Origin of the sequence: Flavobacterium lacisediminis, from assembly GCF_025909975.1 — a bacterium.
GTDB classification, from domain to species: domain Bacteria; phylum Bacteroidota; class Bacteroidia; order Flavobacteriales; family Flavobacteriaceae; genus Flavobacterium; species Flavobacterium lacisediminis.
Genome location: NZ_JAPCIO010000002.1, coordinates 275690 through 300717 on the forward strand (window position 1 = coordinate 275690; position 25028 = coordinate 300717).

The window sequence follows — 25028 nt, forward strand, 5'->3', positions numbered from 1 at the left end:
CTTTACAATTATGCGATTTACTTTTACTCTTTTAACTTTTTTTCTTGTTACAACTTTTGGATTTGCTCAAAAAGCACTTTTCAATGATACATTTCAAGATGATACTAACAAATGGACATACAGTGGAGATGGATTCGACTCAAAAGTTGATGACGGAAAACTAATTTTAGAAAATAAGCATGCTACTAATTCTAAGTGGCGCTACATTTCAATAACTCAAAATACCGAAGTGGTAGATTTTGATATTGAAGCTACAATAACTCTAGATAAAACTCCAAATGATTATGCTACTTATGGTTTGGTTTGGGGCATGTATAGCGATAATTCTGATTACAGAGTTGTGCAATTATCTGCAAACAATCAAATACAAATTTATCATTATTACGGTAAAGAATTTCATTATGGTAAGAAATGGACTGCCTCAAAAAATGTAGGAGGTAAAGGCAAAAAGAATAAGATAAAAGTAGAGAAAAGAGCTAATACTTTTAAGGTATATGTTAATGGTGTTTTAGAGCATCAAACGGGAGATAATTCGTATTATGGCACTTCGTTTGGATTTATTGTAGATGCTGGCGTTACTGTTGAAGTTGAAGATTTAAAAATAACAGAACAGCCTTTTTCAATCAAAGTAGTTGAAGAATTCAATCCAAACTTGAAAATGGTAAAATTGCCAGAAACAGTATCTAGTCCAACTATAGAAGAAGCAAATCCTGTAATTTCGGCAGATGGTACTATCTTATATTTTGATAGAAAAGAAAATCCATTAAATGTTGAAAGCCCTAAAGACGATATTTGGTATTCGGTAAAAGATAAAAATGGAAACTGGTCAGAAGCTAAAAATATTGGTCGACCATTAAATAATCGCGACAACAATTTTGTTATTTCATCTTCACCTGATAATAATACATTATTGTTGGGAAATAAATATGCATCAGATGGTGTTTCACCTAATGGAGGTGGCGTTTCAATTGCTCAAAAAGGACAATCGGGATGGGAAATTCCGAAAGATGTAGTTATTGAGGATTTTATAAATACAAATGGATATGTTGGGTATTTTCTTTCTAACGATAATAAAAATTTATTAATGACGGTAGAACGACCTGAAGGGCTTGGATTAAAAGACATCTATGTTAGTTTCGTTAAAGAAGATGGAACATTTTCTAAACCTAAAAGTTTGGGTAATGTTGTTAATACTTTTGAAGATGAGGCAAATCCGTTCTTAGCTTCAGATGGTAAAACATTATATTTTGCAAGTAAAGGACATCCAGGATATGGTCAGTTTGATTTATTCGTCACCAAGCGATTAGATGATTCTTGGACAAATTGGACAATACCTGAAAATTTAGGTAATATTATCAATTCTCCATTATATGAATTAAGTATTTTTCTTTCAGCTAAAGGAGATAAGGCCTACATAGGAAAACAAAGAGATATCTGGGAAGTTGATAACACTGTAAAGCAAGATCCGGTTGTCTTAGTTAAAGGAAAAGTTTACGATGCTAAAACCAAAGAAATTTTAAGTGCTAAAATTGAATACAACAATTTAAAAACCAACAAAATGATTGGAACAGCTATTTCTGATCCAAAAACTGGAAGTTACTCAATTGTATTGCCTTACGGATTTAATTATAGTTTCATGGCAGATAAAGAAAACTATTACGCCATCACTCAAAACGTTGATTTATCTAATTTGAAAGAATACAAAGAAATGGAAGTGGATTTGTATTTAACACCAATTGAAAAAGGTGCGATTATTCGTTTAAATAATATATTTTTCGATTCTGGAAAGTACGATTTATTATCAGAATCATTTGCTGAGTTAGATATTTTATTCGGATTATTAAAAGACAATAAAAATATTAAAATTGAAATTGCTGGTCATACAGATGCAGTTGGTTCTGATGTTGCTAATATGGAATTGTCTAAAAACAGAGCAAACTCAGTTCAAAAATACTTGTTGGGAAAAGGTATTTCTTCAGATAGAATTGTAGCAAAAGGATACGGAGAAACCAAGTTTATTGCGCCAAATACAACCGAAGAAGGAAAACAATTAAACAGAAGAGTAGAGTTTGTGATTTTAGAAAAATAATTCGAGGAACTTTTCTATCTTCGTGTAAAATTTAAAACATGGCACGAACAAGTTCTACCGAAACCGCAATAAAAAATATGCTCATTCCATTAGTGCAAGCTATTGGCCGCTCGGGAAAGTTAATTTACTTGTTGATTTTTTTGATCGTTGGGTTTTTGGGGTATCAGTTTTTTACAAAAAAATCGAATACAACGACAATTGAATACGATACCAATTTGATTCAAGTTCAAATTAAAAATGTTGGAAAATTAGTAGTAACGGAAGGACATTTTGCCGAAGTTTTAACGTATAAAGACAAAAAAGAAACTTATATTCCAGGCTTGTCTTTCGACAAAAAAGCATTGGTTGTTATAAATGCTGATGTTACGGTTGGTTTTGATTTGAGCAAAGTAACGTATGATATTGATGCAAAAAATAAAATGTTAACCATTACTAATATTCCAAAAGAAGAAATAAAGATTAGTCCCGATTTTAAATATTATGACACTGAATCTTCTACTTTTAATGAATTTACAGGCGAAGATTACAATAAGATCAATAAAATTGCGAGAGCAAATTTGGCTAAAAAAATCGAAAAATCTACACTAAAAACTAATGCTCAAAATAGATTATTGAGCGAGCTTTCTAAAATGTTGATCGTAACAAACTCTTTAGGTTGGACGTTATCTTACAAAGGAAATGTAGTAAAAAACGATAAAGATTTAGAATTAAAAATAATCGATTAAATACGCATTTATTCGTATTGAAAAAACCAAGTCATTAAGTCAAATTTGTAATTGATTTAATGACTTTTTTTTATGGATAAATTAATAATATTAGTTCTTGTTTTATTATCACTTTTAGCGATTAAGCTCATAATTGCAAATAAAAGAATTAAGCAAATGCATTATTTGAAGATGAAGCAACTAAAAGATATTTTCAAAAACTTGTCAAGTAAGCAGGAAATATTAAGTCAAAAAGCTTCTATTTCAACTGATTTTCAATCCAATTATAAATCGGATATGAAGAAATTAGGTGAAGAAATTTTTGTGTTGCAAAAAAGAATATTTGAGTTACTTACAAAGAAATAAATTTGTATTTTTAGTTAACAATAGAACCTAATATTTAAATGAAAAAATACGCTATTTTATTGGTTTTAATGAGTTGTTTTGGTTTTGCTCAAGATTTGCAGCAACATATTGCAACGTTGAAGAAAGAATTAAAATCAAATCCTAATTTAGAAAGAACTACTCAAATATTTTCGGATTTAACTTGGGATTATATCGATGTTTCTCTTGATTCTGCATTAGTTTATGGGGAAAAAGCATTATTGTTCGCCCAGAAAACGAAGAAACATCAACTCATTTCTCAATGCTATTCTAACCTAGGTGGCGTTTATTTGCGAAAAGAAAACTTTAAAAAATCAGAAGAAAGTTATCAAAAAGCCATTCAAATTAGAACCGCTAATAAAGATTTTGAGGGAGTTGCTAAAGCAAAAATCAATATTGGAAATGTATTTGCAAGTAAGCAAGATTATGTACCAGCAACTAAGTATTTTATTCAAGCAATTCAATATTTTGAAGGCAAAAACGATACCATTGTAAGTTTGACTAAAGGAAATTTGGGTTTGATTTTCTTTGAGATGAAGAACTATGCAAAAGCCATTAAATATTTAGAAGAATCAACCGATTTTTTAAAGAAAAACGACATGAAGCAAGGTTTGTGTCATACTTATCTTTCACTAGGCGATGTGTATTTGGATAAAAAAGATACTTTAAAAGCATTGAATTCATATAAAACAAGCCTTGAAAATTGTAAATCATGTAAAGATAATCTTGGAATTTCAACTTTAAATCAACGAATTGGTGCTGTTCATTCCGCAAAAGGAAATTCGGAAAGTGCTAAGAAATATTATCAAATTTCAGAAAAACTTTTGAAAGAATTAAATTCTGAAATTGAACAAACCAATGTTTTATTATCAAAGTCGGAAGACTTCATTCAACAAAAAAAATATCGTGAAGCTTATAAAATATTGTTGCAAGTTAAAAAGATTCACAAAGAATACGAGTCTGACCGATATTTATTAGAAACCTACAAAAAGTTAACTTTGGTTTGTTTGTACCAAGAAATGAAAGATAGTAGTGCTTTTTATTTCAATCAATACACCAATTTGAAAGAGGAAAAGCTAAAGGCTTCTGTTTTAGAACAAACGGCTGAATTGGAAACCAAATACCAAACAGCCGAAAAAGAAAAACAACTGTTACAAAAAGAAGCTGAAGCCAAAAAGAAAACCACAACCATAATTATTCTTTCGCTATTAGCTTTTTTCATTGCGATTGTTGGATTTTTAATTTACCGTCAACAACGTTTGAAAAATGTGCAACAAAAGCAAGAATTTGAATTGCAATCGGCTATTGCTCAAATTGAAAATCAAAATAAATTACACGAACAACGATTGGCGATTTCAAGAGATTTGCATGATAACATTGGTGCACAATTGACATTTATTATTTCTTCGGTTGAGAATTTAAAATTCGGTTTTCCAACGATTGAGAATTCCATTAAAAATCATTTGACCAAGATTAGCGATTTTACGAAAACCACAATTGTAGAACTTCGCGATACGATTTGGGCCATGAATGCCAACGAATTTACGTTTGATGATTTAAGTTCCAGAATTTATAATTTTATTGAAAAAGCGCAATCGGCTAAAGAAAACACAGCATTTAAATTTTTGGTTGATGATAGTTTGAAAAACAGTAAATTTTCATCTTTAGAAGGTGTTAATTTGTATAGAACGATTCAGGAAGCGGTAAATAACGCCATTAAATATGCCGATGCAACGGAAGTTTCAGTTCAAGTACAACCAAATGAAAACGGAATTGTAATTGATATTTCAGACAACGGAAAAGGTTTCGATTTGGAAACAATTGATTTTGGAAACGGAATTGTAAACATGCAAAAGCGTATCGAAGAAATTGGGGGTGTTTTCAAAATCCAATCCGAACTTACAAAAGGAACTCAAATTACAATTTCACTAAACAAATAATCCATGATTCGAATTGCCATAGTTGACGATAATACATTTCTGCAAAAAACGATACAAGATAAATTGAGTTTTTTTGCTGATGTTGAGGTGCGAATGAAAGCCATTCACGGACAAGATATCATTGAAAAATTAGAAAAAAATCACAACCTCGATTTAATTCTAATGGATATCGAAATGCCAAAAATGGATGGTATCGAAGCAACGGCAATTATTAAATCAAAGTTTCCACAAATCAAAATAATCATGCTAACGGTTTTTGATAATGATGAGAATATTTTCAAAGCCATAAAAGCGGGAGCTGATGGTTATTTCCTAAAAGAAGTGAATCCACAAGAATTGTACAATGGTATTCAAGAAACCTTATCAGGTGGGGCAGGAATGACGCCTTCAATTGCATTAAAAACGCTTAAATTATTACGTGAACCTTTAGTTTTTGATGATTCAATTACCAAAGAAGAAATCAGTTTAACTACTAGAGAAATTGAAGTGTTGGAACAATTAAGCAAAGGATTAAAATACAATGCCATTGCCGAAAATTTGTTTCTTTCACCAGGAACTATTCGTAAACATGTGGAGAATATTTACACTAAACTTCAAGTCCACAATAAATTAGAAGCCATTCAAAAAGCAAAAAATAATAAGTTGATTTAATCAATATACGAATTTCTACGTATTTCTTTACGTATTTCTACCGCATAATTTTACTTCATAATTAAGAACAAAAAATGTTTCACTAATTCTGAAGATTATTATGAAAAAAATGCAATTATTTTCAATACTTATTTTGGCTTTTGCTTTTCAAAATGCAACTGCGCAATTAGACAAATTAGCCGTAAAATTCAATACGGGAATGTCGTTCTCAAAACCTGGAGACGATTTAGGTGAAGTAGCCGACAAAGGAAAAGCAATGCAATTATTTGCCAGTTTAGAAGGCTCTTACCATGTAAATTTCACCAAAAACACCAAATTTGGTTTCAAAGGTGCAGCAGTTATTGGTAGAGATTGGGCTAACTTTTTAGCAGCTGATAGAAGTACCGAATTAAAAGTTGCTGTTACAAGTGCAAAGCTAAGAGTATATCCACTTTCATACGACGGAAATATTGAAGATGGATTAGAACAATTACTTCCAGAGGGTTTACCTTTTTTAGTTGAAATTCCTGTTTATATCGGTATTTATTCAGTTTTTAATAGTTTACATTTTGATTATGGTGTAGGAAGTGGTAAAATTCTTGAAACTGCTTATGTGGATGAAGTTAACTTTCAAGACGAAACGGTAAAACGCACTATGAAATATTTCGGCTGGGGTTTTCAACCACAAATTTTCCAATCCGATTCAGAAAAATGGTCGTGTAATGCAGTTTTCGATTTCGGGAAATATTCTTGGAAAAATGCTGGCGGGGGAACTTCATCTTTCAAAAGCAACCACGTAGGCTTTGGTGTTCAATATAACTTCTAAATAGTATAAAAATGAAAAAAATAATCACTTTAATAGCAGTATTGGTAATCAATTTTACGAATGCTCAAATCGCAAAATACAAAGCTTCGGATTTTAATTTATCTGCTGATGTGACAAAATATGAAGAGAAAGAATTTTATTATGATTTCGAATTAAATAAATATAAGTTATCAAACACAAGAACGATTTATTTAGAGAAAGGTTTGGTAACAAAAATCGAAAACCTATCCAATTATTTCATGTATATGGAAGCGACTAACACATTTAATTATAAAAATGGATTACTACAATCGATTCATACTAAAACACAAATGGGTGAATACGCCGAAAACTTTGTGCACAAAAATGGTAAAATCGTTGAAAAAAAGGATACTACTAAAAAAAGTGTATTTGAATATGATGCCAAAGGAAATTTGAGTAAAGAAACAGTGTATGAAAAAGATGCAATGGTTGAAAAAATTACTTATGCTAATTACACTGCACCAAATTCATACACTAAAAAGTCAATTAAATATGCTAACAATGAAGAAGATCAAGTTAATGAGCAAATTATCAAAAATGGGTTATTGATTTCAGAAAAAAACACGACTAAATATTCAACTTTAACCGAAACCTATCAATACGATAAAAGCAGAAATCAAGTTCAATACACAAGAGATGATAAGGTTTTTAAAAGCAGTTATGAATACGACAGTAAAGGGAATATTGTGCGTTCACAAATTCAACAACTCGATTTTGATACTGATGATAAAGTTAACTATTTCACATTTGCAAAGGTTACATATTCAAACGGTAAAACTGCTGGTAAAACTGATTTTGATGTAAATTATGTTAAAAAGTACGATTCAAATTCGGCTTCTTATGACGTGAGCACATCTTTTCATGGCGCTTCTGACGAAGAATTAAATAAAGCTTTAGCCGATTTGCAAGCGTTATTAAAATCAACCTATAAGATTAAGAAAAATCAAGATAATTCTTTTACAATAAAAGATTCAAAAGAGGAAGAAATTACAAATAGCGTAGATGCCGTTAGAAGTAAAAATGACATTTTGGTTTATGACATTTTGTATGAAAAATCAGTATTACTAAAAAACTTTTATAACGATGAAGTAATAGTTGGAGAATGGTATGAAATGAAAGAATTGTCTTCGCCTACAGGAATGTATTGGATATTTTCAGAAGCACCAGAGTTTTTTGTGATTCAAAACGGAGTAATCTTAGATTCATCTTTGTACAAATTGGTAAAAACACAAAAAGACGATGATTTCATTGTACAAGAAGCCGGAATTGACAAATACATCATTCGCAATTTGAATTCAAAAGGTTTTGAAACATTTTATCCATTGGAATTTTTAAATAATTAAACATGAAATCGCCACTAACAACAAGTTGCGTAAGCAACACCAATGAAGATAGGCGATTACATATGACCTTTTAAAAACAAATAATTATCTACATATGAAATTTACTATTCTTTTTCTCTTTTGGTTTGCTAATATTTTTGCCCAGCAACAATTTAGAACTTCCGATTTTGGTTATTCTGATGATGTGGTAAAAGTGGAAGAATCGCTTTATAAATTTAATATTGAAACAAAAGAATTTGTTAGAGAAAACACCTATACAACTGAAATCAAAAACACCTATTTCCAAAAGCAAACACTTGAATCTTATTTTGGTGATAAAACATTAATTGGAGAATACACGTATAGTTATAATTCAGATTTCACACTTAAAGAAATCAATTATAAACCATTGGAAGGAAATTTTGGTTACCCAATGAAATTTTTATTTCAGTACGAAAAAGGGAAGTTGGTAAAAATGATTATTCAAGGTATATCAACCACTTATTTCGAATATGATAGAACGGGAAATCTAATCAAAGAAATTCAAAAAGATGTAAAAAATGAAGTGGTAAAAGTGACTATTTATCAAGATTACAAAGGGAAAAGTAGTTATGTAAAAATTCAAAAAGATGGCGATGGAACAGGAGCTGATTTTACAAAGGAATACTTTGAAAACAGTATTGTTGCACGCAAAGAATTAGTTTCTGGTGATTTTAAATCAATTACGACTTACACTTATGATAAGAATAAAAATATATTGTCACAGGTTTATGAAGACAGTTCTCGAATTGATTTTAATTACGAATTCGACGCCAAAAATAACCGAATCAAAATTGCAAAGTTGAGTCAAGCAGTGCCAGATGATAATTCGTTTACATTTATTAAAATTACGTATGCTGATGGAACTACTTCAGGAAGTGCATCGTTGGATATAGACTTCGTTAAAAAACACGATAAATTGTTCAGAGAGAAAGATTCCTTGATGCAACAATATCAAAAAGTAGTGTATTCAAGAAAAGATTATTTATCGGTTTTAAAAGGCGAAGATAGTGTAATCGAAATCCAAGATTCGTATGATAATAATTTTGAAAAAGTAGTACAATTAGTAGATACACCAGAACATTCCAGTTTAGTAATTTTTAATGAAGTAGATCAATCCGTGCATTTTGTGAAAGGATTTTATTTGGATGATTTTGCAAAACATGAATGGCATGATGCTATAAAATTGGAATCGCCAACAAGAATATTTTGGGTAAAAGATAACAAGTTTAAAATTTCGTTTTACCAAGATGGAAAGTATTTACAAAGCAGTAATTTTTCTATCTATGATGACGAAAATCCAAATCATTTGATTGTAAAATCAGCTGATGGCACAACTTACCAAATTCAAAATGTTGAAACTTCAGAAGCGGGAAGATTATATCCATTATTTAAAAAGTAACAGAATGAAAAGTTTATTATATTCAATTATTGTTTTATTGGGTTTGAGTTTACAAGCGCAAGAACAATTTCGTACGTCGCATTTTAATTGGTCACCAAAAACACAAAGCATTCAAAAAGAAATTTATGGTTTTAATTCGGAAACCAATGAAAAGGAATGGATAAAAACGGAAACTTATGTTTTTTATAATACCTATTTAGATACAATGGTGGTTGATTTAGGAAATGCAAAAGAAGTTACCGAGTGTAATTATAACATCGATGGAAATTTAAAAGTAAAATATACTTATTATCTACAAAGCGAAACACAAGATAAAACCTTATTTTTCTATGATAAAGAATTGCGATTAACCAAATCCCAAGAATTTGTGCAAGGGAGATTGTTTTCGGAAACGAAATATTCATATGACAAGCAGAATAGATTGATGAAATTAGTTTGTAGAGAAAAAGAAACCGGTTTTTCTGAAATTACCGAATATTCTAATTACACGTCTGACGATAGTTATACCAAAACTTCGTATTACAAAGATGCCAAGAAAGAAGCAAATTTGGCAATCGAAATATATAAAAACGGATTATTAATAGAAGCAAATTATCAGATTTTCGATTTAAAAAGTAAAGTAGTTTATCAGTACGACGAAAAACGAAATGTAATTTCCGAACAAAAAGATAACGAAACGCCAACATTGTATCAATACGAATATGATGCAGAAGGAAATCCAACGAAAATAATCATTTCAAATGCTCAAAATCCGTATGTGAATTCGGAGATTATAATAAAAAGTACATACTCTGAATTTATCTCAAATTAAAATACGCTTTTCGGCTAATTGTTTGCCTTGTTACGATTTTCCATTTTTGTCTAAAAATAGATGAATATGGAAAATTTGTATTTTATTCTGGTTCCAGTTGTTTTAATAGTGATAGTTTTAACTTTTAAATTTTTTAAAATGGAAGAAGATTATAGAGAAAAATCAATGGAAATTCAGCAAAAAATTGAGGAATTTAAAAAAAGGAATGACCTAATTGAAGATAAGAAGATTACTATTTTAGAGCAATCAGGTCATGTAAATCAGATTTTTAAACAAGTTTGCGATTTGCACAAGTTAGTCTTTCATAAATATTTTAAATAATTTATGAAAAATTATTACTTTTAAATTAAATTCTACAAAATGATTAAAATATATCAAATTCTTATACTGTTTTTTCTTGTTTCTCATTCATTTGGACAAGAGAGCAATGATTTTTCAAAAGAAAATAAAAAGTTATTTGAAGAATTAAGTTTGTTGGGTAAGAAAAAATTCGAGAACGAACAAACGTCTTTAAAATCAATTGAATCATTAGAGCCAAAACTTAAAGCGCAAGATGTTGATTCATTGTTTGGGTTATATCATCGAGTGAAATTTAATCATTACAATAACTTTTTAAAACGAGATTTAGCTTTAAAAAGTATCGAATTATCTATTAGCTATTATAAAAAAGCGAATAACCTGAAACAAGTTGCGTTGTCAACAATGAATAAAGGAAATTTGTTTTTATGGCAAAGCGATAACAAAAACGCTTTGATTAATTATTTTGAAGCATTAAAGATTACCGAAAAAAACAAATTCAACCATCAATCAGGTTTAATTTATAAAAACATCGGTGTTGTTTTCTCAAATCAAGACAAACAGAAAGAAGCTTTAGAGTATGCAAATAAAGCGTTGCAAGTTTTTCTTAATTTAAAAGATGATGAGCAAATTGCGGGTGCTTACATTAATGTTGGAAATTGTTACTTCAATCAGTATGATGCTAATAATGCACTTGACAATTATAAAAAAGCGGAGAAAATTTCCATTAAAACAAATAACTTAGAAAATTTAAGTTTTGTGTATAACAACATTGGTAGCGTTTATATCGAAGATAAAGGTGACACAATTCAAGGGGTAAATTACCTAAAAAAATCAATTGATATACGAACACAATTGAAAGACTTAAACGGATTAATTTTTAGTTATAACAATATCGCAAATATTTACATTGGTTTAAAAAAATTCGAGTTAGCCGAAGAAAACATCATCAAAGCTAAGCAGTATGCAATTGAAGCAAATAATAAAAGAGAATTGACAGAGAGTTTTCGACTTCTTTCCTATTTAAATGAATCAAAAAATGATTACAAGCAAGCTTTGCATTTTCATAAATTGTATTTAAAACAAAAGGATTCATTAATTAATGAGAAGAACAACAAAGATGTAAAAGAGTTGGATATTAAATACCAAACTGAAAAAAAAGAAAAACAAATTTTGCAACAACAAGCCGAGGTGAAGCAAAAAAATATTTGGTTACTCTTAATTTCAAGTTTCGTAATCATTGGTTTTATTCTGTTTAGAAATTTTAGAGCAAAAGCCAAATTGCAAAAAGAGCAATTAGAATTAGAAAATAAATTATTAGAAGAACAATCTAATTATAAAATTCAGGAACAACGTTTGGATATTTCCAGAGAATTGCATGATAATGTGGGTTCGCAATTAACATTTATCATTTCGATTTTAGATAATTTAAAAAGCTCTTCGGTTCAGTTTGATGATGCCATTGACAAAAAAATAGATACACTTACTAATTTCGCCAACAAATCTATTTCTGAGTTGCGTGACACAATTTGGGTTTTAAATTCTAAACAATTGAGTTTGTCTGAATTAAAATCTAGAATGCTTAACTTTATAAAAGATGCAGGAGAATCGGTAGATACTATTCGTTTTCAGTTTGATTTTGATATTCAGAATGATGTTCAGTTGTCTTCAAAACAAGCCATTAATTTATATCGTATTCTTCAAGAAATTGTAAATAATGCCATTAAACACGCTAATGCAAAAGATATTTCGGTTTCAATTTCTCAAATAGAAAATGAATTGCAAATTAAAATTTCAGATAACGGAATTGGCTTTGATTACGAATCCAAAAAGAAAAAATCATTTGGGTTAACCAATATCCAAAATCGAGTTCAAGAAGTAAACGGAAGTTTGCAAGTTGAATCTAATGAAGCAAAAGGAACTAATTATTCCATTACGGTTAAATTGTAATTATGATAAAAGTAATTTTAGTGGAAGACAATTTCTTTCTGCAAAAAGCATTGGAAGAAAAACTATCTAATTTTTCGGATATTGTCATTAAAGATACGGCTCAAAATGGTGAAGAAGCAATCGCTATTTTAGAGAAAAATCATGTGGTAGATTTAATCCTAATGGATATCGAAATGCCAGTAATGAACGGAATTAAAGCAACGGAAATCATCAAATCTAAATATCCGCAAATTAAAATTGTAATGATTACCGTTTTTGATAACGATGATAATGTGTTTAATGCCATAAAAGCTGGAGCAGATGGTTATTTATTAAAAGAAACCAAAGCAGAAAAAATCTATGAAGCTATTATAGAAACCTTAGCGGGTGGCGCAGCTATGTCGCCTTCAATTGCTATGAAGACTTTAAAATTATTGAAAAATCCAATTGCTTTTGAAACTGAAAGTCAAACAGAGTTGGTAGAACTTTCTACTCGCGAAATTGAAGTTTTAGAGCATTTAAGTAAAGGGTTGAAAAACAAGGATATTGCTGATAATTTATTTTTGTCAACTTCTACAGTAAAAAAACATATCGAAAATATCTACCGAAAACTACAAGCACACAATCGAATTGAAATGCTACAAAAAGCAAAACAGAATAAACTCATTTAATTAAAATACGTCAAACGGCTTATTTCTTTGTGATGGATTTTGAAGCAACTTTGTTGTATTAAAAATCACGAATCATGAAAAAATTCTACACTTTATTTTTATTATTATCAGGGGTAATAATAAATGCACAAAATCCACTTGTGATAAAAGATGTTACATCTTCACTAAAGCCAACTGGTAATTCAGATAAAGCCGATTTGAATTATGCTAAATGGAATGGTAAAATATTTTACGCTGGTACAGGAAGCAATATGCTTTGCGTTACTGATGGAACAACCGCAGGTACAATTGGAATTTCTACTTTAGGAGGAACTACTAATATTTCAACGATAATTCCTGCACAAGATTTTGTTTATGTCATTACTAGTGATATAACATTTACTCCATCTATAGCTTCAACAGATAAAATATGGAAGTCAGATGGAACAGTAGCAGGAACAACTTTAGTTTATGCTTTTGAAACTGCGCCTGGGTCAACAAATGTAGGTGTTTATTATAGTGTTTCTACACATAAAAAAAATTATTCAGTTGATGGAAACATACTTTACTTTTCAGCTTATGATAGTACTAATGGAAAAGAATTATGGAAAACAGATGGTACAGCTGCTGGAACAATGATGTTGAAAGATGTAAAAGTTGGAACTGGAAGTAGTCAAACGTCAGGATTTTGTAAAATACCAAGTACTACTTTGTTTATTGCGCAAAGTGTAGGTTTTGAAAGTAAATTGTGGAAAACAAATGGCACAACGGTTGGTACAGAACAAATTCCTGTAGCAGAACCTTTCTATATTGTAAATCAAGATATGGCAAAGTTAGGCGATAAAGTAATTTTCTTTGCTCATAACACGGTTGATGGCTACGAACCATATGTTAGTGATGGAACTGCAGCTGGAACTTTTATGTTGAAAAACATTAATCCAAGCGGGAATTCATTAACCACCCAAGCAATGGGATTACATTTGAAAATTGCTGGTCAATATTGTTATTTCATTGCAAATAACGGAACAAACAATGCGCTTTGGAGAACCGATGGAACAATTGCAGGAACAATTGAAGTTATTCCAAATGTTACCAACGGAATTAGCGATGCAGGTTACTCAACAACGGATTCAGAAAATATATGGTTTGTAAATTTTACAGGGAGTAATGCAACGCAACAATTATATAAATCTAATGGGACTGTTGAAGGAAGTTCTCAAGTTTTTTCTAATCTGAGTTATGCACAAAATTTAACAACTTATAAAGGGGCATTGTGGTTTAGATCGGCGAATATTGGAACGCCTGCAAATGCAGAAGTTTGGAGAAGTGATGGATTAACAGTAAACACCGAATTAGCGTTGGATTTAGAACCAACAGTTATATCTGGAACGCCTTTTAGTAGTAATCCAAATGCGTTTTTTGAGTTAAATGATAAACTGTATTTTTTTGGAAAAGGGAATAATAATAATTCACACTATTTATATCAATACACAGGGGATTTTACTTTTAACGGAAGTGTAAATAACGATTGGAATAATAAGAACAATTGGAATAGCATGTTAAAGCCAGGAATAACAGATGAAGTTACTATTCCAGTAGGTCAAAATGTAAATGTGAATGCTAATGCTTATGCTAAAAATGCCATGATAAATGGGAATGTAAATTTAGTAACAGGAAATTTAGATTTGTATGGCTATGCATTAATGAACAACAATGCTAAAATAACTTTAAATACAAATAATTTAAATTTAAAAGGAGCTAATTCATCATTAGTGGGTTCAAGTACAAGTCATGTTGTTACTAATGGAACTGGAAAAGTTACTATTGAAAAAATGAATGCTTCAAGAGGAACGGTTTTGTTACCAATAGGAACTGGAACTTCATTTCATGAAACTGGAATTTTAAATAATGGCACTTCAGATACATTTAGTGTAAGAGTTGAAAATGGAGTTGCTTCAAATTATGTTGGAGAAACGCAAGGAACTGCAATAACTGAAAAAGCGGTAAATACAACTTGGCATATAGGCGAAACAACTCCAGGAGGAAGCGATGTGGCTTTAACTTTTAGATGGAATGCTTCTCAAGAATTAGCAAACTTTAATAGAAATACAGCGAAAATTGGTCACTACAATGGTTCTGGTTGGGACATGTTTACAAGTGCCCTTTCTGGTAGCGGACCTTATACTTTGCAAACTAACAATGTTTCAAGTTTTTCACCTTTCATCGTGGTAAATGAAGAATTATTATCGAGTAATCAATTTGAAAACGCGAATGATTTTATGGTTTATCCAAATCCATCAAATGGTAATTTCACGATTCAAGTTCCAGATAGTTTTATCGGAAGTAGAGCTATAATTTATAATTTGTTAGGCCAATCCATCAAAGAATTTTCTATTGATGAGGTGAATCAAAATACCAATCTTGAAAAAGGAGTTTACTTACTTCAAATTCAAAAAGGAAATCAAGTTAATACTAAAAAAATCATAATTCAATAAGCATGAGAAAAGTAATTTATTTGATGATATTGGCCACATCGGCAGCATTTTCACAATGTCCTGAGGGATTAATTACAAGTGAACAAAACTTAGTAAAGAACGGAGATTTTGAAGAAGGAAGCACACCTTTTGATTCCGATTACAATGAAGAAGAGTTGGCGGGAGCAGGTAATTACAGAATTACCGATGATGCTTATAAGTTTTCGCCCATTTATTTTAAAGGAAAAGGAGAAGGAAACTTCATGACGGTTGATGGTGCAAACGGAGAAAATATGACGGTTTGGTCTCAAAAGATTTCAGTTAAAAAGAATACCACTTATTTTTTCTCTTGTTGGACTAGTACTTTAAATGTGAAGACAGGACCACCGGCTGTATTACAATTTTCTATTAATGGAAAATTGTTAGATGTGCCTTTTAAATGTCCAAAAAAATTAAACAAATGGGAACAGTTTTTTGTCCTTTGGAACTCAGAAGGAACAGAAGAAATTGAAATTAGAATTGTGAGTCAAAATCCTGATTGGGACGGAAATGATTTTGGTTTAGATAGAATTAAATTCTACGAATGTCAAGAAGTAAAATTAAAAATTGTGGAAGACCAACCTGTGGTATTGAGAAATGTACTTTTTGATACTAACAGTGCTGTGATTTTAGAATCTTCTTTTTCAGAATTAAATGAATTGGTAGGTTATTTAAAACGCAATAAAGATAAGAAAATTGATATTTCAGGTCATACCGATAATGTTGGAAGCGATGCCGCAAATCAAAAATTATCAGACGCTAGAGCGAAATCAGTTATGAGTTATTTAGTCACCAATGGAATTGAAGAAACTAGAATGACCGCAATAGGATTTGGTGAAGAAAAACCTGTAGATTCAAACGATACTTTTGAAGGAAGACAAAAAAATAGACGTGTCGAGTTTATTATTGTAAAATAAACGGTTATGAATTATTGTAAATTTATTTCATTTTTGATTTTAATGCTCTCTTTTAAAGGTGTTTTTGCCCAATATGGAGATGCTTATCATTCTTCTAATACTTATAAATTGGAGCAAATGCGCCAAGATCGTATTAATATTAATAATGCATCACATAGAGCTAATATTAATAGTAAGCAAGGATCAACGGGTAGTTATGCACCAGGTAAAAGTTTTCCTTACATGATGAGTCAAAAACAAAAAGATGATATTGCATATCGTGTAAAGCTAGCTGCAGAAGCAAGAGATAGAGAAGAACGAGATAGATTAAAGAGAGAAGAATGGAAGAGAATCAGGATTGAAGATGATAAAAGAGAAAATGAATATATTAGACAAAATATCCCCGAAATTATGGGCTTTGGTGTTGAAGAAGGTGATGCATTAGTCAATTTATTAGGTTCTTTCTCGTTTGTTAATGATTCTGATAATAATTCAAACGGAAAAAGGATTCTTAGAGCTAAAGCCTTTGAATTAGCGGGTTATGTTGAAAAATTCAATAATGAAATCAATACAACTGATTATGGTGAATTGCTTTATTATGTTTATACTTTTAAGGAATTTCCATTGACAGCTTTTAGTTCAATTGAAAAATTAAAAAAAATGTATCCTGATAAAAAAGAGGAGCTTAACAGGTTTTTACTCATCGAGGTGATGCCTATTTTTTTTAATGGCATGCGTTATGAACATAGTGTTTTTGTTAAACCAATAAATGATGATCCAACATTTTCAGAATTAAATTACTGTAATAATCCTAAAGAATTCTTAAAAAGAAAAGTTGAAGTTAGGAATTATTTTTTGAGTTTGGAAAAAGACTATTCTGAAGCTTTTAAAATAGGAATTGGCAAAATAAATTTTGATAATTCACCGTATGTTGTTATCGCTAAACAAGCTTTAAAAGATAAAAAAGAGGATATTGCTGAGAGTTATTTTTTAAAACAATTAAATTGTCCAACACAAGCATATTACGAACAAAATGAAAGTTTTAATAATTATGTCTATAGAAATCAAGTCATGCTTGATTTTTTAAAAAAGAAATCAAAAGAGTTTAAAAAATTTGAGTATCAAGATTTTGTTTATATCGCAAGAATAAAAGGGCTTTCTTTTATTGAAGTGTTAGAATTATTTGATGTTTTTAAGTTTATCGATGGAAATGAAATAGGGAAATTTAATGCTTCAAAAGAGTGTAAAGGATCTTATGAATGCTTCTCTTGTGGTAAATATAGTCCAAAGGGTTTTAGTTACAGTCCTCACAGCAGTAGTAAAGCTAAAGATTTGATTTATCAAGCAGTACAAGAAAATGAACCATCTGCGTTAAATGCCTACGGTTTAATGGTTGCTGCGGGAGAAACAAATGAACCAGAAATAAATTGCTTCATTTATTTTAAAAAAGCTGTTGATTTAAATTATGCTTGGTCTGCTTATAACTATTTGGCTGCAGTAAGTTGGAGATTAAAAGGATATAATGATGTATTTTTTAATCAAGGTGTAGATATTTGGAATGGTTATAAACCACTCTCAGAAATTGAAAAAAGAAGGTTTGAAAGTGCTAAATTAACAATGCGTAAACTAGAAATGTTTCATTTTCGTTATAATAAAAAATATCATGACGGAATGAATTTTAAAAAAATAGAATAAAGAAAGTCCCGATTTAATCGGGACTTTCTTTTATAATTTACTTTCTAAACTTTGCCAACCACCACCATTGATGCAATCAATTCCGTGTTGTTGTAAAATGGAAGTCGCTTGACCGCTTCTCATTCCGGAACGGCAACAAGCGATAATAGGTTTGTTCCATTTTTTGATGGTTTCAATGTTTCCATTTAAAACTTGTAAGGCAATATTTTTTGAACCTTTGATGTGTCCGTCTCTAAATTCTTCTGGCGTTCTAACATCTAAAATAATAGCGCCTTTTTGAACGTAATCTTGTACCTCATTGGTTTTGTTTCCTAATCCTAAAAAATCTAAAATTCCCATAATTGTTTCTTTTTTTGACAAAGGTAAAGGCGATTGTACATCTTTTCAGTAACAAAAGTTACTTTGGTTAAGCATTTGCTTTTTCAAAAATTAATTCCAATCCGTTGTCAATCAAATGTGCAACTTCTGGGCGATTACTTTTTACTTTTTCTAAATGATTTAATGCTTTATCTACTAAATCTGAATTTCCTTCTTTTTTAGCTAATTCAGCAATTTCAACTGATAACAACCAATCGTTAGGATGTCCTGCAGAAACGGAAGCAAATGCTTCTTTTAAAGTGGTAGTCGAAGGTTTTCCTTCTCTTATATTACGAACACTTGCATAAAGTTTTTCTAATTCTTCTCTTTCAACAGATTTTTTCTGTTTGATGGTTTGCGATGAAGGTACGTGATTAATCATATCAAAACTATTCACATCTGCAGGTCCTGAAAAAGCAGAAATTACTTTTTTACCCACAGCCATATCGTAAATTCCCCATTCTGGTTGGAAAAGAACAGTATCGTTATGAGTAACCGTACAGTTTTTGAATTTAATCAATAAAATTTCACCTTGTAAATTACGAGAACCTGTTATGATATCTCCTTTAACCGTGATATTTCCTTCAAATTCTAAAGTAATTTGTTCGCCTTCGTAAATATCATATGCACGCAAATCTCTTGGACTCATTTCTTCAATGGCTAAGTTGATTCCTTTCAGTTTTCCTATTGGTGAACCAAAACCTTCTGCATGATATTCTGTTCCGTGACCTACTAATTCTTTTTCTCTGTAAGAAAGCGCCGTTTTTCCTGTTGTTTGAACATATACAGGTTTTCCTTCATTTTCAATTACATTGGTAAAAACTCCTGAAATTTGAATTCCAGTACTCAATTCAATTGTTCCTAATGATTTTGAACTGATTAATTTTTGAACTCCAGATAATCCTCCTGTTCTCAAAGCCATAGTATTAGCAAATTCTTCTAAAACTGAACTTAATTTAGCAAAATCAGGAGTAACATATAATTGTGGTTGAGGTTTTGTAATGTCAAAACTTTGGTCTGCCGCTGAAATATCATAAGGGATTTTTTTCACGTTATCGGTCATACACCAAGCACTTTCTCCAATTGAAGAAAGTAGTCCTGCACCATAGATTTTTGGGTTTTCAACCGTTCCAATCAAGCCATATTCAACTGTCCACCAATGTAAATTTCTAATGCGCGACATTTCTGATAATTCGCCCATATTATTCTGTAAGAAATCAACTTGCTCTTCTGCTTTTTTGATTTCAGATTCAGGAGTATCTTCTGCTTCTTTCAAAATAGAAAGCAAACGAATGGCTTCGTATAATTCATAATCACGAGAAGAGGAAATTGCTTTACAACCAATTTCGCCAAAACGTCTTAAATATTCAGCATATTCTGGATTGGCAATAATAGGAGCGTGGCCAGCACCTTCGTGAATAATATCGGGAGCGGGAGTATATTCAATATGTTCTAACTGACGAATATCGCAAGCAATAACTAATACATTATACGCTTGAAATTCCATAAAAGCGTTTGGTGGAATAAATCCGTCAACGGCAACTGCAGCCCAACCAATTTCTTTTAAAATACGATTCATTCCATACATATTTGGAATGTTATCAATTTCTAAACCCGTTTTTTCTAAACCTTCTAAATAAGAATTATGCGCTACTTTTGAAAGATAAGACACATTTTTGCGCATTACATAACGCCAAACCGCTTGGTTTATTGGAGTGTAATCATCATAAACTTGAGGTTTAATGAATTGTTTTAAATGCTTAGGTAATCTGTCAATCAGCGGATTGCTTTCAAAATGCGTTTCCATAATTTTACTTGTCATGTTTGAGGTAAAATTACGAATTTTTCAGAAAGCAGGAAAGTTTTTTAAGAATTTGATAGTTTGTTTTTTATTTAAACAATACTAATTCGTTTCTCTGATTAGTTGTTCGTTTTTTGCTTTTCGGTTTTTAAGGATATTGATGTAGCGTAATGCAATTTTATCACCATAATCGGTGTAAGATTTAGTTGTCCATTCTATCGCAGCATCAAGATTACCATTAATTTCATTGATGATTCCCATGTTGTAGCAAGCTCTTCCGGCAATTTTCGGATCTCGGTTTTTTGTTTCTAAAAGCCATAATTCAGCAGCGCTATCCCATTGACCTGCTTGAGCTCTTCGCTTTGCAATTTCAAAATTTGGAGTTCCTTTTACATAGTAATCTCTATTTACTCTTATGCGATAAGGCATAATTTGAGAAGCATAATTGGTACCAATATCTTTAGCAACAGAAAGAACAACGTCTTTTCGCGATTTAATCGTTTCAAATGCTTTCATAGGATTGATTCCTCTTCCGTTTAATTGTACAGAGTTGTTTGTAGTATATACATCAACAATTGCTTTATCATTATTGTCATATATTCTCCAACCTGATTTGATTAAAGTAGTAACAGTAGCTTCGTGTTCAATTACTGGAATTGTAAGCCCAAATGCGTTTTTAGCTTCGCTTTTAATGGTTCTATAACTTATTTTAGAATCGGTGTCAAAATAGGAAAGTTCGTAAATAGCATCTAAGTTATTGGCTTTGCAAATTTCGTTCACTTTTTCCCAAGTCAATTCGCTAGTAAACTGGTCTATTCCGTATTTTTTTGATTCTAAAGTATCAATAAGAATAACATTTTGAATCTTATTGTTTTTCAGAAGTTCGCTTTTTAAATTTTCAATAGCCGTATAGCTTCCTAATTTATCTAAGTTTTTTCCTTCAGCAGACAAAATTTTATCAACCGCATCAAAAACTTCATATTTTTTATCAGGTAAACTTCTGTTTACGATTCCAATTTTAGAAGTCTGTTTGTTTAATAAAACTGGTGCTGGTTCTGTAACTGGAAGTGTTAATCCATTAGTAGAACTGCACGATACAAATAGTGTTAATAGAATTGAAACAACTAGTATTTTGAGATAATTTTTATTCATAATTTCAATTTTGGTTAAAAATAGAAATAAAAATGACACTTCAATATATTTACTCCACTTTTTCTACTGGAACAGCTGGTTCAATTTTTGGAACACTATCATTCTGAATTGTTGGAGTAGGAGTTGTAGTAGCAGGAACTGTTGTATTAATAGGAGTTACACCATCAACATATTCTGTTTCTTCTAAATTTTCTGATTTTCTACCTAATTTGATATCCGGATTTTCTTGTGTTCCCAAAACTTTAATTGGAATTCCTAAAATACCTAAAGGTGGTAATCCAATTCGCATTTTTAAGTTTAATTTTCCGTCTAAACTTGTTTGCCCTTCAAAACGCAATCTAAAACCAGCTACTTTGAATTTGAAACGCTCAATAGTTACGATGTTGTTCTTGATAGTAGTTTTTATATCTACTTTAGAGATATCTGGATCTTTAATATCAGGATTTTCGGTTTTTGCCGAAACTACATTCAATAATTTGAAACCTTTCATTTTAACTTTTTTTACAGAAAGTGTTCCGCTTCCTTCTAATGACGGCATTACAGGTTCCATTTGATTGTTTAAAACGCCTTTTATCGAATAATTTAAACCTACTATTCCTTCCGCACTTTCTGCAGCGGTTACGATTTCTCGGAACATTTTAATTTCGTTGTAAGCGCGTTTAATATCAAATTCGGAAGCATTAATTTTATAATCAAAATAGGCTTTTTGTGTGCCTTCGTTTTTATAAAATGCATCCATTTTTGCAGTAGCTCCAATGATGCCAAGCGTTCCTTTTGAAAGATGTAAGGTTCCGTTTTGAATAAGTACATTTCCTCTTAAATTTTCAATCGTAACGTCTTCGTATTGCGTTTTTGCAGCATTAGTTTGGATAGAAACATTTAAGTTGGTTGGAATTTCAACTACTCCTGAAACTTCTGTTTTTTCAGCTTCTTCATCAGTTTCATAAGTTATTGTTGGAATAAATTCGTTTATATTTAAGAAATTCGATGTAAGATTGAAGCTTCCTTTTAAAATTTGATTTTCTGAAAGTACAAAATTGATTACGTTTTCTAAATTTCCATTCATTGAAATATCTGACGTTCCATATTTTCCATTGAAATTAGAAAAATTCATCTTGTCTTGATTGAACGTGAACAATCCGTTTTCAATTAAGAAAGGTTTTGCTAAATAATCACTTGTGGTTTTGATGTTTTTTACTTCAAGAGTTCCGCTATTTTTTAAGTTGCCAATTCTTCCGTTGGAAGCATCGCTTTGTTTTCCTGCCAAACTCAAATCAGCTTTGATGAAACCATCTACATCCAATCCTTTTTGCGAGAAAACTTTGTAAATTCGAGCAACGTTTAGAGTTCCTTTTGCTTTAACATCATAATTAATATCATCAAAATTTTTAAAAGAAGCATTTAAATTAAAAGGTTCGCCTTCAAATGTAAAATTCGCTGGAGAAAGTATAAAAGAAGCATCTTTGAAATTACCCGTTGGACTATTCAAATTAGCTTTTAAATTAATATTCTGAATCGGTTTCGGATAATAAGCGGTTTGGATTAATCCGTTTTTGATTTCAAAATTTCCTTTTGTAATAGGGAATTTTTTATCTTCTTTGCTGTAAATTCCTTTGGAAACAATTTCGGCATCTAAATTTCCAGCCAATTTGAAATTCGGAACTTGAAGCGCATTACTCAAAAAAGCCAAATCTAATTTCGATTTTACTTTTGAATCGATGGTTATCTTTTTTCCAAAACCATCCGAAATTAAAATCGCACTTAAATTATTCTTGTTAACATCAAAGTACAAAGAGTCTAATCGCACTTTAAGTTGGTTGATGTCTAAATTTGGTAATTTTGTATCGAAATTCAAGAAAATATTCTCTACCGGATAGGGCGCTTTTTCATGTTTTACATAGCCATCTCTAACTTTAATATTGAAATTCACTTCTGGACTCAAATTTTCCGAAGCGATGTATTTTCCTTTCAACGTTAAGAAAGCGGTTGTTTTACCTTTCATCTTCGTTTCATTCATCCAAGAAACATATTCGGCAGGTAAAGCTGTAAATAAATCATCTAAATCACTGTTTTCGGTTTTCAATTTGAAATCCATTTGGTAACCATTTTTCAAGAAATCAAAGAAGCCTGTAAATTCTACTGGCAATTTGTTGATGACTAAATCATTTTTCTCAAATACAAATGAAAGTGAATTGGTATTGATTTTTGTGATTAAATCTGCTTTTAATTTCTTGTTTTTTAAGTACTCATTTTTATCATAAGTAAAACTCAAGCTATCAATTTTTGCCGAAGTTTTTAAGCTGAAATTAGATTCTAATAAATCGCCTTTTCCTTTGTAATTGAAACCTTTAGCTTCTATAATAATTTTGGTTGATTTGTCGTTGTAAACTAATTGACTATTGTTAATTTGAATGTTTTCTAATTTTAAAGAAGCACTTTCAGAAGAAGTTGTAGTGTCTTTTGAATCGGATTTGTATATGTTGTAATTAGCTTCCCCTTTTTGATTAACTAAAATATTTATTTTAGCCTTTTCTAAATAAATTTCTTCAATTTCGGTTTGGTTTCCAAAAACTACTGACCAAACATCGATACCGAAACTTATTTCCTTAGCAGAAACTAATGATTTGTTTTTATAAGGTTGAGAACCATTTAGATTTAGTTCATGTAAAGTTAAGGTTAGAGAAGGAAAATGTTTAAAAAAAGACAATTCCGATTCGTTGAAATTTAACTCTCCTTCTAAGTTTTTATTTGCTAATACTTTTACTTTTTCGGTAATAGTGTCAGCAAAAACTATGGGTAATAATATGATTAATAATAATGAAATAACAAAAGTTATTCCTGTTACTTTTAGAATTTTAACAAGTATTGATTTTTTTGATTGCGCCATTTTTATCAAATGATTATTTGGCACGAAATTACTACAAATTTTTACTTTGTATTTTAAAAATGTGAAAAATAAAAAGAGCCAACTAAAAGTTGACTCTAATATTTTTTTAAAAGATTATTTTGGAGGATATTGTGCTAATATTTTATTTACAAACTCTTTTATCAAGGCATCTTTCTTTTCTCTGTTTTTAGTTAGATATCCGGTGCCTTGTCCTTGCCAAACTAATTCTTTTGTTTTAGCATCAACAAAGTCTAGAAATAGTGTTCCTTCAGGAGTGGTTGTAACTGCTGGGCGATTCATTCCCATTCCCCAATAAGGTCCCCAGCCCCAGCCAAAACTATAATTTTGATAAATATCTACTCGTTCACGCTCTTTGGTGAAGATATTTACAATAATATCTGGACTTTCTGACTTAGTAAAGCCTTTAGTTGCCATAACTTCGTCAATTGCATTTAAGATTCTTTTTTTATCAAAATCTGAAATAGCAATATTGTCGAGGTTGTTTTTCATATAGGCATACGTTTTGTAATTGCTAAATGAAGCATTTTTGTCATAATCAGCATTGACATTAATAGAACTGCATGAAGCTAAAGTAGCTATTAAAAATATCGAAAGTAATTTTAATGTTTTCATATAAATAAGTTTAAAAGTTTCGAGTTTCAAGTTTAAAGTTGATTCTCATT

General features: G+C 30.5%; 20 protein-coding genes. 15 read left to right on the forward strand and 5 right to left on the reverse strand.

All coding sequences use genetic code 11. From position 1 onward, the window contains the following. Nucleotides 1-10: 10 nt before the first annotated feature. The 15 genes from OJ995_RS03860 (at nucleotide 11) to OJ995_RS03930 (ending at nucleotide 18148) form a co-directional block, all read left to right on the forward strand. Nucleotides 11-2089 (forward strand): OmpA family protein, encoded by a 2079-nt coding sequence (locus tag OJ995_RS03860; RefSeq protein WP_264368229.1) that lies wholly within the window; start codon nucleotides 11-13, stop codon nucleotides 2087-2089. A gap of 77 nt (nucleotides 2090-2166) precedes the next feature. Further along, nucleotides 2167-2814, forward strand: a complete 648-nt coding sequence (locus tag OJ995_RS03865) for a DUF4230 domain-containing protein (RefSeq protein WP_133609422.1) — start codon at nucleotides 2167-2169, stop codon at nucleotides 2812-2814. A gap of 72 nt (nucleotides 2815-2886) precedes the next feature. Beyond that, nucleotides 2887-3159, forward strand: a complete 273-nt coding sequence (locus OJ995_RS03870; protein WP_264368230.1) for a hypothetical protein — start codon at nucleotides 2887-2889, stop codon at nucleotides 3157-3159. Nucleotides 3160-3197: 38 nt separating this feature from the next. After that, complete coding sequence (locus OJ995_RS03875; RefSeq protein WP_264368231.1) at nucleotides 3198-5117, forward strand: ATP-binding protein; 1920 nt, start codon at nucleotides 3198-3200, stop codon at nucleotides 5115-5117. Between the two features lie 3 nt (nucleotides 5118-5120). After that, nucleotides 5121-5768 carry a response regulator gene (locus tag OJ995_RS03880; RefSeq protein ID WP_264368232.1) on the forward strand — a complete coding sequence of 216 codons (648 nt, stop codon included), beginning with the start codon at nucleotides 5121-5123 and terminating at the stop codon, nucleotides 5766-5768. 109 nt (nucleotides 5769-5877) lie between these two features. Beyond that, nucleotides 5878-6573: a hypothetical protein gene (locus tag OJ995_RS03885; RefSeq protein WP_264368233.1), complete on the forward strand. Its 696-nt coding sequence runs from the start codon at nucleotides 5878-5880 to the stop codon at nucleotides 6571-6573. 11 nt (nucleotides 6574-6584) lie between these two features. Beyond that, the gene (locus OJ995_RS03890; RefSeq protein WP_264368234.1) at nucleotides 6585-7937 is read left to right on the forward strand and encodes a hypothetical protein; all 1353 of its coding nucleotides are present in this window, start codon (nucleotides 6585-6587) and stop codon (nucleotides 7935-7937) included. A gap of 94 nt (nucleotides 7938-8031) precedes the next feature. Continuing rightward, nucleotides 8032-9357, forward strand: coding sequence for a hypothetical protein (locus OJ995_RS03895; protein WP_264368235.1), 1326 nt, complete (start codon nucleotides 8032-8034; stop codon nucleotides 9355-9357). Nucleotides 9358-9361: 4 nt separating this feature from the next. After that, entirely contained in the window at nucleotides 9362-10168 is an 807-nt protein-coding gene (locus OJ995_RS03900) for a hypothetical protein (RefSeq protein ID WP_264368236.1), read from the forward strand. Between the two features lie 66 nt (nucleotides 10169-10234). Next, nucleotides 10235-10489, forward strand: coding sequence for a hypothetical protein (locus tag OJ995_RS03905; RefSeq protein WP_264368237.1), 255 nt, complete (start codon nucleotides 10235-10237; stop codon nucleotides 10487-10489). Nucleotides 10490-10528: 39 nt separating this feature from the next. Further along, complete coding sequence (locus OJ995_RS03910) at nucleotides 10529-12415, forward strand: tetratricopeptide repeat-containing sensor histidine kinase (RefSeq protein ID WP_264368238.1); 1887 nt, start codon at nucleotides 10529-10531, stop codon at nucleotides 12413-12415. A 2-nt stretch (nucleotides 12416-12417) separates the two neighbouring features. Further along, a complete protein-coding gene (locus OJ995_RS03915; RefSeq protein ID WP_284698663.1) occupies nucleotides 12418-13065 on the forward strand; it encodes a response regulator in 648 nt (215 codons plus the stop codon). A 74-nt stretch (nucleotides 13066-13139) separates the two neighbouring features. Next, nucleotides 13140-15539 (forward strand): ELWxxDGT repeat protein, encoded by a 2400-nt coding sequence (locus OJ995_RS03920; protein WP_264368239.1) that lies wholly within the window; start codon nucleotides 13140-13142, stop codon nucleotides 15537-15539. Between the two features lie 2 nt (nucleotides 15540-15541). Next, complete coding sequence (locus OJ995_RS03925; RefSeq protein WP_264368240.1) at nucleotides 15542-16474, forward strand: OmpA family protein; 933 nt, start codon at nucleotides 15542-15544, stop codon at nucleotides 16472-16474. 6 nt (nucleotides 16475-16480) lie between these two features. Beyond that, nucleotides 16481-18148: a hypothetical protein gene (locus OJ995_RS03930; RefSeq protein WP_264368241.1), complete on the forward strand. Its 1668-nt coding sequence runs from the start codon at nucleotides 16481-16483 to the stop codon at nucleotides 18146-18148. A 30-nt stretch (nucleotides 18149-18178) separates the two neighbouring features. Here OJ995_RS03930 and OJ995_RS03935 read toward each other — a convergent pair whose 3' ends face one another. The 5 genes from OJ995_RS03935 to OJ995_RS03955 form a co-directional block, all read right to left on the reverse strand. Beyond that, the gene (locus tag OJ995_RS03935) at nucleotides 18179-18487 is read right to left on the reverse strand and encodes a rhodanese-like domain-containing protein (RefSeq protein WP_264368242.1); all 309 of its coding nucleotides are present in this window, start codon (nucleotides 18485-18487) and stop codon (nucleotides 18179-18181) included. Between the two features lie 67 nt (nucleotides 18488-18554). Next, nucleotides 18555-20312 carry an aromatic amino acid hydroxylase gene (locus tag OJ995_RS03940; protein WP_264368445.1) on the reverse strand — a complete coding sequence of 586 codons (1758 nt, stop codon included), beginning with the start codon at nucleotides 20310-20312 and terminating at the stop codon, nucleotides 18555-18557. Between the two features lie 96 nt (nucleotides 20313-20408). Continuing rightward, a complete protein-coding gene (locus OJ995_RS03945) occupies nucleotides 20409-21458 on the reverse strand; it encodes a DUF6340 family protein (protein WP_264368243.1) in 1050 nt (349 codons plus the stop codon). Between the two features lie 49 nt (nucleotides 21459-21507). Next, nucleotides 21508-24345 carry an AsmA-like C-terminal region-containing protein gene (locus OJ995_RS03950; RefSeq protein ID WP_264368244.1) on the reverse strand — a complete coding sequence of 946 codons (2838 nt, stop codon included), beginning with the start codon at nucleotides 24343-24345 and terminating at the stop codon, nucleotides 21508-21510. A gap of 114 nt (nucleotides 24346-24459) precedes the next feature. Next, nucleotides 24460-24978, reverse strand: a complete 519-nt coding sequence (locus tag OJ995_RS03955) for a DUF4136 domain-containing protein (protein WP_264368245.1) — start codon at nucleotides 24976-24978, stop codon at nucleotides 24460-24462. Between the last annotated feature and the right edge of the window lie 50 nt (nucleotides 24979-25028).